At 59.5% G+C, this 9,682-nt stretch carries 9 protein-coding genes and 2 pseudogenes; all 11 read left to right on the top strand.

Translation table 11 applies throughout. The features are described from left to right. A pseudogene (locus tag IQ35_RS21335) lies at positions 1 to 192 on the top strand (integrase); the annotation flags it as partial. Positions 193 to 740: 548 nt separating this feature from the next. Continuing rightward, positions 741 to 1,004: a FitA-like ribbon-helix-helix domain-containing protein gene (locus tag IQ35_RS20095; protein ID WP_070936387.1), complete on the top strand. Its 264-nt coding sequence runs from the start codon at positions 741 to 743 to the stop codon at positions 1,002 to 1,004. Continuing rightward, a complete protein-coding gene (locus tag IQ35_RS20090) occupies positions 1,001 to 1,417 on the top strand; it encodes a type II toxin-antitoxin system VapC family toxin (protein WP_084653589.1) in 417 nt (138 codons plus the stop codon). Before IQ35_RS20095 ends, IQ35_RS20090 begins: the two co-directional genes overlap by 4 nt. A 71-nt stretch (positions 1,418 to 1,488) precedes the next feature. Beyond that, positions 1,489 to 2,520, top strand: a complete 1,032-nt coding sequence (locus IQ35_RS20085; protein WP_145076025.1) for a site-specific integrase — start codon at positions 1,489 to 1,491, stop codon at positions 2,518 to 2,520. Positions 2,521 to 2,640: 120 nt separating this feature from the next. Further along, positions 2,641 to 4,131, top strand: coding sequence for an IS21 family transposase (istA, locus tag IQ35_RS20080; RefSeq protein ID WP_081261070.1), 1,491 nt, complete (start codon positions 2,641 to 2,643; stop codon positions 4,129 to 4,131). Next, positions 4,128 to 4,895, top strand: coding sequence for an IS21-like element helper ATPase IstB (gene istB, locus IQ35_RS20075; protein WP_048578302.1), 768 nt, complete (start codon positions 4,128 to 4,130; stop codon positions 4,893 to 4,895). Before istA ends, istB begins: the two co-directional genes overlap by 4 nt. 120 nt (positions 4,896 to 5,015) lie before the next feature. Further along, positions 5,016 to 5,741 (top strand): NADPH:quinone reductase, encoded by a 726-nt coding sequence (locus IQ35_RS20070; protein WP_158636729.1) that lies wholly within the window; start codon positions 5,016 to 5,018, stop codon positions 5,739 to 5,741. 16 nt (positions 5,742 to 5,757) lie between these two features. Further along, positions 5,758 to 7,683 carry an AMP-binding protein gene (locus IQ35_RS20065; protein WP_145076019.1) on the top strand — a complete coding sequence of 642 codons (1,926 nt, stop codon included), beginning with the start codon at positions 5,758 to 5,760 and terminating at the stop codon, positions 7,681 to 7,683. Continuing rightward, on the top strand, positions 7,683 to 8,558 hold the full coding sequence (bphC, locus tag IQ35_RS20060) for a biphenyl-2,3-diol 1,2-dioxygenase (RefSeq protein ID WP_126000070.1): 876 nt from the start codon (positions 7,683 to 7,685) through the stop codon (positions 8,556 to 8,558). Before IQ35_RS20065 ends, bphC begins: the two co-directional genes overlap by 1 nt. A 41-nt stretch (positions 8,559 to 8,599) precedes the next feature. Continuing rightward, positions 8,600 to 9,394 (top strand): alpha/beta fold hydrolase, encoded by a 795-nt coding sequence (locus tag IQ35_RS20055; protein WP_145076016.1) that lies wholly within the window; start codon positions 8,600 to 8,602, stop codon positions 9,392 to 9,394. A 106-nt stretch (positions 9,395 to 9,500) separates the two neighbouring features. Then, positions 9,501 to 9,682 (top strand): annotated as a pseudogene (locus IQ35_RS20050) (IS21 family transposase); the annotation flags it as partial.

Here is a 9,682-nt window from a genome sequence, read left to right as displayed (position 1 = left end):
GCTATAGCTGCGCTCAGTACGCATTCGTTGAGGGTCGGGCTGACACAGGATCTATTTGCCAGCGGGGCCGATGCAGGCCCTGTTGCCCAGGCGCTGCGCTGGACATCGACATCGACCGCGCTGCGCTATGGACGCAAGCTCGCCCCTGCCTCGAATGCCGCAGCGGCTATGCTGGGGAAGGTGAGAAGGTGACAAGTGAAGCCGAACGGAAATGTAGCCGTGGCCACTGCAGGTAATTTTGTCGGTCCTTGGGGCGCTTCAAAATCGGCTCGTTGCAGTCAATTCCGTCCGCTCACACAAGACGGGGGCGCCCGGCGAGTTGGAGCCCGCATTCCCGCGAAATAATGTCCACTTCCTCGATTTCATATCTCTGCAGCTGAAGCGCGCGGGCATAACCCATCCAGCTGGCTCGCAGATTCCATGCCGGCACACAGAAACTCGCGCAAATCCGCGCATCGAGGCGACCGATTGCGGCACTCGCCTCGGCCAGCACGGATGCAAGATCGGGCGTCCAGGCCAGCGCGGTGAGGGGCAGGGGCGGGCGGCTCATGCACCGATTATAGACTAAACAGGGTTTGTCAGTCCATGTACTATACGTACTAGTGTTGATAATGGCTGCTTATCGTAACTACGCAAAACTCAGATTAGCGATTGCATGATTGCATTTTACTAGTTTCCGATGTGAATTGCCGCTATATTAGCGGCGATGGCCACCTCGGCCGCCAACATGGAGTCCGCGCATGGCCAGCGTCACGATCCGCAACCTGTCTGAAGAAACCAAGGGTCTGCTTGCCCAGCGTGCTTCACGTAGGCGCCATAGTCTCGAGGAAGAACTGCGCCAGATTCTCGATGAAGCTGCGCGCGCAGAAGTGGGCAACCCCGATGCGCTCGAGCCGCTCGGCAGCTTCATCGTGCGCATCACGCGGCCAGGCTATGACGATGTCGCCGCCGCGATCGATGCGCAGCGCCAGCGCCCTGATCGAGCGTTGCCGGTCTTCGAATGATCTACCTGATCGATTCCAACGTGGTTTCCGAGTCGATGCGGCCAGCACCCTCGGCTCGTGTGGTGACATGGCTCGATCGCCATGCTGGCAACTGTGCTATGCCGACTGTTGCGATCTTCGAGGTACGTGCCGGGATCAACTCCATGCCACCCGGGCGCCGCCGCGACGAACTGATGGGGGCGTTCGAGCGTATCGTTGCCCGATTTGGTCCGCGCGTCGTGTCCTTCGACCGGCCTTCGGCGGAAATGGCGGCCGAACTGGCCAGCGTCAGTGCCAGCGCTGGACGGACCATGACGACTGGCGACGTCCAGATTGCCGGTATCGCAGGGGCTTACGGGCTCACATTGGTGACCCGGAACGTGAAGGATTTTGCAGCTACCGGCATCGACCTGGTCAATCCTTGGGGCGATTGATGCGGCGACCGATCATCGCACCGCCAGCCCGGCTGCTTGCGGCCCAAGCACCCGACGAGAAAAGTCCTGACATGCGCGAACCCGTCCGCCCTCAAAAATCATCGGTCCGTACCCGAAAGATCGTTCCTTTATCTGTCGAACCAGCAGATCTGATCGGAGATGTGCGCGCACTGGCAGGTGCAGGCATTCGCATCGACGAGGCGCTGCTCGATGCAGCCATGCGTGGCTGGTCCGAAAACACACGCCGCGCCTTCCGCTCTGACCTGACCTTGTGGGGGCAATGGTGCCGATTGCGCCGCGTTGAGCCTGCCGTTGCAAGGCCTGCCGACGTTGCTGCCTGGATCCGAGCCCTTTCCGGTACTGAGACTTGTGACCTCAAAACCCGCGCAATGGCGACGATCGAGCGCTACCTCGTCCATGTGGGCTGGGCTTACCGCATGGCGGGTCTCACCGATCCAACGTCGGACCCCTTGGTCAAGTTCGAGCGCAAGGCGGCCCGTAATCATCTAGGCGTGCGGCAGCGGCAGGCGCATGCCATTCGCTTCAAAGGCGACATTGCCGATCTCGACAGCCCTGCCTCGGGGGTGTGCCTCGCGCACCTGCTCAAGGCCTGCCGCCGCGACGAGCTGGGTTTGCGCGATGCCGCGTTGTTACGCATTGCCTATGATACGGCGGCGCGGCGATCTGAACTGGTGGCGATCAATGTTGCGCACATTGAAGGCCCTGATAGTGAGGGCGCAGGGATCCTTCACATTCCCTCGAGCAAGACTGACCGTAAGCAAGCTGGTGCGCAGGCTTACCTTTCTCCAGCAACCATGATGGCCATCACGCGTTGGTGCAAAGCTTCTGAAATCGACCAGGGGCCGCTGCTGCGCCGGGTCACGACGCATTTTGACGGATCAATCGATGGTATCGGTGCAGAGCCGCTACACCCCAACAGTATCACGCTCATTTACAAGCGGCTTATTCGCCAAGCCTGGGAGAAGGGCTTGCTGGGGCAGATGAGCGAGGCCGAGCTTAGTCGCTGGTGCAAGGCGATTTCGTCGCATTCCATTCGTGTCGGCGTAGCGCAGGATAACTTTGCCGCAGGTGAGGGGCTATGAGAACGGCGGTGCAAAATTAGACCACGGTAGCGGCGGCGAAGTGCTGCTGCGGGCGGCGTAAAAGTCGTCCACTTTTTCCCTTTTCGCGATGCTGGCGAGGAGGGATGAGGGATTTACACCGTGGAACTTTACCTGAAGGTTCGTCTTGCCTGCGCGGGCGGCATGAGCGCCCGGGCGGCAGCGAAGCATTTCAACATATCGCGCGACACGGTCCGCAAGATGCTGTCGTATTCCGAGCCGCCCGGTTACCGTCGCAGCGCCCCGGTGCGGCGACCGAAGCTGGAAGCGTTCATACCGATCATCGACGGCTGGCTGGATGGGGACCGGTCGGTCCCGCGCAAGCAGCGCCATACGGCGAAGCGTGTGTTCGATCGCCTTCGCGAAGAGCATGGCTTCACCGGAGGCTACACGATCATCAAGGATTACATCCGGGATCGGGATCAGCGCAGCCGGGAGATGTTCGTGCCGCTGGCACACGCACCCGGCCATGGGCAGGCAGATTTTGGAGAAGCTCTGGTCGAGATCGGCGGGGTGGAGCAGAAGGCGCACTTCTTCGTGCTCGATCTGCCGCACAGCGACGCCTGCTACGTACGCGCCTATCCGGCTGCCGTTGCCGAGGCCTGGATGGACGGCCATGTCCACGCCTTTGCGTTCTTCGGCGCGGTGCCGCTGTCGATCGTCTACGACAACGACCGCTGCCTGGTCTCGAAGATCCTGCCTGACGGGACGCGGCTGCGCGCGAGGCTGTTCAGCGCCTTCCTGTCGCACTACCTGATCCGTGATCGTTACGGCCGCCCCGGCAAGGGTAACGATAAGGGCGGCGTTGAAGGCCTTGTCGGCTATTGCCGGCGCAACTTCATGGTGCCGATCCCCCGGTTCCCGACATGGGAGGCGTTCAACCTGTGGCTCGAGGAGCAATGCCGCAAACGGCAGAACGACCGGCTGCGGGGCGAGAGTGAGACGATTGGCGAGAGGCTGCGGCGCGATCTGGCGGCGATGCAGGAACTGCCGGCTTCCCCCTTCGAGGCCTGTGACCAGACCAGCGGCCAGGTCTCATCGCAGGCGCTGGTGCGTTACCGGACCAACGATTACTCGGTGCCGGTGCGCTTCGGCCACCAGGAGGTGTGGATCAGGGGCTATGTCGACGAGGTGGTGATCGGTTGCCGGGGCGAGATCATTGCCCGCCATGTGCGCAGCTACGAGCGCGAGGATGTGATCTTCGATCCGATCCATTACCTTCCCCTGATCGAACAGAAGATCAATGCCCTCGATCAGGCCGCACCATTGCAGGGCTGGGACCTGCCCGAGGTATTTACAACGCTGCGCCGGCTGATGGAGACGCGCATGGGCAAGCATGGCCGGCGCGAATATGTGCAGGTACTGCGCCTGCTGGAGAGCTTCGCTCTGGCCGATCTGCATGGCGCGGTGAAGCAGGCCCTTGATATGGGCGCGATCGGCTTCGATGCGGTGAAGCATCTCCTGTTATGCCGGGTGGAGCGCCGCCCGCCCCGACTGGACATGGCGATCTATCCCTACCTGCCCAGGGCCAGAGTGGAGACAACATCGGCGCGCTCGTACATGCGGCTGTTGACCGGCGGAGCAGCGGCATGAGCAGCCAAGCTCCCGAACTGCTGCTCGCCAGCCACCTCAAGACGCTCAAGCTGCCAACCTTCCTGCGCGAGCATGACAAGCTGGCCCGGCAATGCGCAGCAGAGGGCGTAGATCATGTCCGCTACCTTGCTCGGCTTGTCGAACTGGAACTGATCGACCGGGAACGCCGGATGGTCGAGCGCCGGATCAAGGCCGCGCGGTTCCCGGCCGCCAAGAGCCTCGACAGCTTCGACTTTGCCGCCATTCCGAAGCTCAACAAGATGCAGGTGCTCGAACTGGCGCGTTGTGACTGGATTACCCGTCGCGAGAACGTCATCGCCCTTGGCCCGTCGGGGACCGGCAAGACCCATGTCGCGATCGGTCTTGGCCTGGCGGCCTGCCAGAAGGGCCTGACGGTCGGGTTCATCACTGCTTCCGCGCTGGTCAGCGAGATGATGGAGGCACGCGACGAACGCCGCCTACTGCGCTTACACAAGCAGATGACCGGCTATAAGCTTCTCATCATCGATGAGCTGGGGTTCGTGCCCCTCTCCAAAACCGGCGCGGAACTGCTGTTCGAGCTGATCTCACAGCGCTACGAACGCGGCTCGACGCTGATCACCAGCAACCTGCCGTTCGACGAATGGACCGAGACGTTCGGTTCCGAGCGCCTGACAGGCGCGCTCCTCGACCGGCTCACCCACCACGTCAGCATCCTCGAGATGAACGGCGAGAGCTATCGCCTGGCCCAGAGCCAGGCACGCAAAGCACGTCCCAACCCCTGACAGAAACGGCAATCCGGGTGTTGGCGACCCCCGCTCGGGCTACGCCCTCCCGGCGCTCGCCAACACCCGGATCAAGTGGCCTGGTTTTGCTCCGCCCAATGGACGACTTTTACGCCGCCGTTGACAATTTTCAATGCTGCGTGGGGCCGCACCACTGGAACCGCAGGCGAATATGTCGTTGTGCCGGAGAATTTCACCGCACCGCTGCACGACGATATCTCGTTCGAAATCGGCGCTTGCCTAGGCATCCCTGCATCGACAGCTCTGCACGCACTCACCTTAAATGGGGATATTCGGGGGAAAACCGTTCTGGTCGCGGGTGGCGCCGGCGCCGTTGGCCATTACGCCGTCCAGTTTGCGCGGCAACTCGGCGCAGCCAGGATATTGGCCACGGTCAGCAGTTCGGAGAAGGCCGAATTGGCGAGGCTGGCCGGAGCGGATCGGGTTATAAACTATCGCACAGAAGACACCTTGCAGGTCATCATGGACGCCACAAGCGGCGCGGGTGTTGACCTGATTGTCGAGGTCGATCTCTCGGTCAACGTCAATCTCGATGTTGCGGCATTGGCAAAAGAGGGGCGCCTCGTCGCGTATGGCAGCTCGGAACGGGAGTTCAAGATGCCGTTCTCGAAGTCCATCCTGAAGAATATCGGGTTTGATTTCTTCATCCTCTATCATTTGCCGAAAGCGCGACGTCAGGAGATTTGCCAGGGCGTGAATGATCTCATCGCTCAGGGAAATATCGTCCACAATATCGCCGAAGTGTTGCCACTGCATTCCATCGTCCAAGCGCACGAGCGGGTCGAGTCTGGCAGTGCCATCGGCAATATCGTTCTTGCGGTCTGAGGGCGGGAGCGCGAGCATGTCAAACTATCGCACAACCTATGATGCATGGATGGCCGATCCCCTGGGCTTTTGGGCGGCGGCTGCCACTGCGGTGGATTGGATCGCATCGCCAACAGAGAGCGTCGTTGATCCACAAGGATTGGCCAGTTGGTTTGCCGATGGAACGTGCAACGTGTGCTGGAATGCCGTCGATCGGCACGTCGTTGCCGGGCGGGGTAACGAAGCCGCGCTGATTTATGACAGCGCCATTCTCGGCATCAGCAAGACGCTTACCTTTTCGCAATTGCTGGATGCGGTGGAACTGTTTGCATCGGTGCTGCGCAGCCATGGGGTGGCGAAGGGTGACCGGGTCATCATCTATATGCCGATGATCCCCGAAGCAGTCATCGCGATGCTGGCTTGCGCGCGTCTGGGAGCGGTCCATTCGGTTGTCTTCGGCGGCTTTGCTGCGCACGAATTGACAGTTCGCATCGATGATGCCGAACCCAAAGTTGTCGTTTCGGCATCGTGCGGATTGGAGCCGAACCGGATAATCGCGTACAAACCACTGCTCGACGAAGCCATAGCAAATAGTCGCCATAAGCCCGAGGCGGTAATCGTCCTCCAGCGGCCGCAGCTTCTTTGCGAACTACGCCCTGAACGTGATTACGATTGGAATGCCGAGTGGAGTGCCGCGATTACTCGTGGCGACAGGCCGGAATGTGTCGAAGTGCGAAGCACCGATCCGCTCTATATCCTCTACACGTCCGGTACGACCGGCAAGCCAAAGGGCGTTGTCAGGCAACAGGGCGGCTATATGGTCGCCCTGGTTTGGTCGATGAAGAATGTCTTCGGCATCGGTGCAGGCGATGTCTACTGGGCCGCATCCGATCTCGGCTGGGTCGTGGGACATTCCTATATTACCTACGGCCCGTTGCTTGCCGGATGCGCCACCGTCATCTTTGAAGGAAAGCCTGTCGGCACGCCCGATGCGAGCACCTTCTGGCGCGTGATATCGCAGCACAAGGTGAATTTGCTGTTCACTGCACCAACGGCCCTGCGCGCAATTCGCAAGGAAGACGCAGGCGGCGTGCTGCCACAGAAATTCGATCTGTCTTCGCTGCGTGCGATTTATATCGGCGGAGAGCGGGGCGATCCAAGCGTCATCAAATGGGCAGAATCTGCGCTGGACGTTCCGGTGCTGGATAACTGGTGGCAGACCGAGACCGGTTGGCCGATGACTGCCAATCCGAGCGGATTGGGAACAATCGAAGTCAAGTACGGATCGGCGGCCGTGCCGATGCCTGGCTACGATATCCAGATACTCGATGCAGAAGGCGAACCCGCTCCTATTGGAGAAACCGGATCGATTGCTGTCAAACTGCCCCTGCCGCCTGGTGCCCTGCAGACACTCTGGAACAACCATGGCGGCTTTGAGGAATCATACCTCACTGAATTTCCCGGATATTACAAGACAGGCGATGCTGGTTACATCGATCAAGACGGCTATGTCTTCATCATGAGCCGGACCGACGACATCATCAATGTCGCGGGCCATCGGCTGTCGACCGGTTCGATCGAAGAAGCGATTTCGACGGTCGATCAAATTGCGGAATGTGCTGTTGTCGGAGTTGCCGACGGCATCAAAGGCGAAGTTCCGCTTGTACTCTTCGTTGTTTCAGATGGCGCTTCTGCGAAATCAGCCGAAATTTCCGCCTTGGCAACATCTGCTGTTCGAAGCCGAATTGGATCAATCGCTACTCCGAAGATCATTCTGTCGATTTCGCGACTGCCCAAGACCAGATCGGGCAAGATTCTGCGCAGCACGATCCGGAAAATCGCGAATGGCGAACCATGGACCATACCTCCGACAATCGAGGATCCGTCGGTCCTCGATGAGGTTTCTGCGGCCCTGGCCGGAGTGGGATTGCCAGAGAAATTGGGAACTGAGGGAGAAATCTGATGACTGTTGACCGCCTTGGCTATCTTGGCTTCGACGCGTCCGATGTCGATGCGTGGAGCAGATATGCGAACAATACGCTCGGCATGATGACTGCGGCGAAGGGCAAGGACTCCGACCGCTACAGGCTGGATTCGCGCGCGTGGCGGCTTGCGGTGCACCGCGGCGAAGCGGATGACATTTCCTATGCCGGGTTCGAAGCTGCCGATGCCGCAGCATTCAATTCCACTGCAGAGCGCTTGCGGCAGATGGGCTATCAAGTAACGAACGAAACTGACGATCTCAAGGCGGATCGCGGCGTGATCGACCTGGTGTCGGTTATCGATCCATCGGGTGTCAGGATCGAGGTCTATTATGGCGCCACGGAATTGTTCGAAGTTCCGTTTGTGTCTCCCGCCGGTGTTTCGTCATTTGTTACCGGTGAGCAGGGATTTGGCCATATCGTTCTAGCCACGCCCGACCTCGAAAAATCGATAGAATTCTACGTTGATGGTCTCGGGATGGAGCTTTCCGACATCATCGACTGGGATCTCGGCCCCGGCGGTAAGCACAAGCTTCACTTCTTCAACTGCAACCGCCGGCACCACAGCATGGCTTTGCTGCCTGCCCCGGCCCCCAAACGCATTCATCATTTCATGATCGAGTCCGCTTCGCTTGATGATGTTGGTCGAGCGATTGACCGTATGGAGCGCGACTCTCTAATTCTCCTGACATTTGGTCGTCATACGAACGATCACATGTATTCCTTCTATGGGATCACCCCTTCCGGTTTCGCGGTCGAGTTCGGCTGCGGATCGCGCGACGTTGATCGCTCCTGGTCGGTCGTTCGATATGACAGCATCAGCATGTGGGGTCACAAGTTCATTTCCCCTGAGTGACTGTTCCAAAACAAACACATGAATTTTGAGGAATAAATCTCATGGGAAGCGTTGCAACTGCAGGGACTGATAACCCTGAAATATCCAAGTCAGTGATCGCCGCTGGCATTCGCACCAATTATCACGATGTGGGTGAAGGCTCTCCGGTCGTATTCATCCACGGATCTGGTCCGGGTGTTTCTGCCTGGGCAAACTGGCGGATGATATTGCCAAAAATCTCGCAGCAGAACCGTGCAATCGCCCCGGACATGGTCGGCTTCGGCTTCACGGATCGTCCGGAAAACTTCAAATACGGTGTTGAAGCTTGGGTTCAACATCTTCTGGGCTTTCTCGACGCCCTCGGCCTCGATCAGGTTGATCTTGTCGGCAACTCGTTTGGCGGCGCACTATCGCTGGCTGCAGCGATCCGTCATCCTGATCGGTTCCGGCGCTTGGTGCTGATGGGCAGCGGCGGCATCAAAGGGTCAATCTTGCCAGGGCTCGATGAAGTGTGGGGCTACACGCCCTCGCTTGAGAACATGCGCCGCATGCTCGACATTTTCGCATACAACCGCGATCTTGTAACCGACGAACTCGCCCAGATCCGCTATGAGGCGAGTATTCGGCCCGGTTTCCAGGAATCCTACAGTCAGATGTTCCCGGCCCCACGCCAACGCTGGTTTGACTCGTTGGCATGTCAGGAAGACGACCTGCGCAAACTTCCCCATCAGACCCTGATTGTTCACGGCCGTGAGGATCGGGTCATCCGTGTGGAGGATGCCTATCGCATGGCAAGCCTGATCCGGCGCGCGCAACTGCATGTCTTCGGGGAATGCGGACATTGGACTCAGTGTTGATTTCCACTGAGAGTTGACCCGGGAGGGGCATAAGTTTCCACTGAGAAGTGACCCATGTTTTGACTTCCCTCTGGCTGATTGGTCGGAGGATTCAGGAGTGATCGACATGGCGTTATTGAGTGTAATCCGGCGCTGGCATTTCCGGCAGCAGGTTCCGATCCGGGAGATCGAGCGGCGCACTGGTTTGTCGCGCAACACGATCCGCAAGTACCTGCGGGCGGACACGGTAGAGCCGCAGTTCAAGGTTCCCGAGCGGCCGAGCAAGCTGGACCCGTATGCGGAGAAGCT

The organism is Sphingobium wenxiniae (assembly GCF_007830065.1).
GTDB classification, from domain to species: Bacteria; Pseudomonadota; Alphaproteobacteria; order Sphingomonadales; family Sphingomonadaceae; genus Sphingobium; species Sphingobium wenxiniae.
Note: the sequence above shows the minus strand (reverse complement) of the source record. Positions and strands in the feature narration are given on the sequence as shown.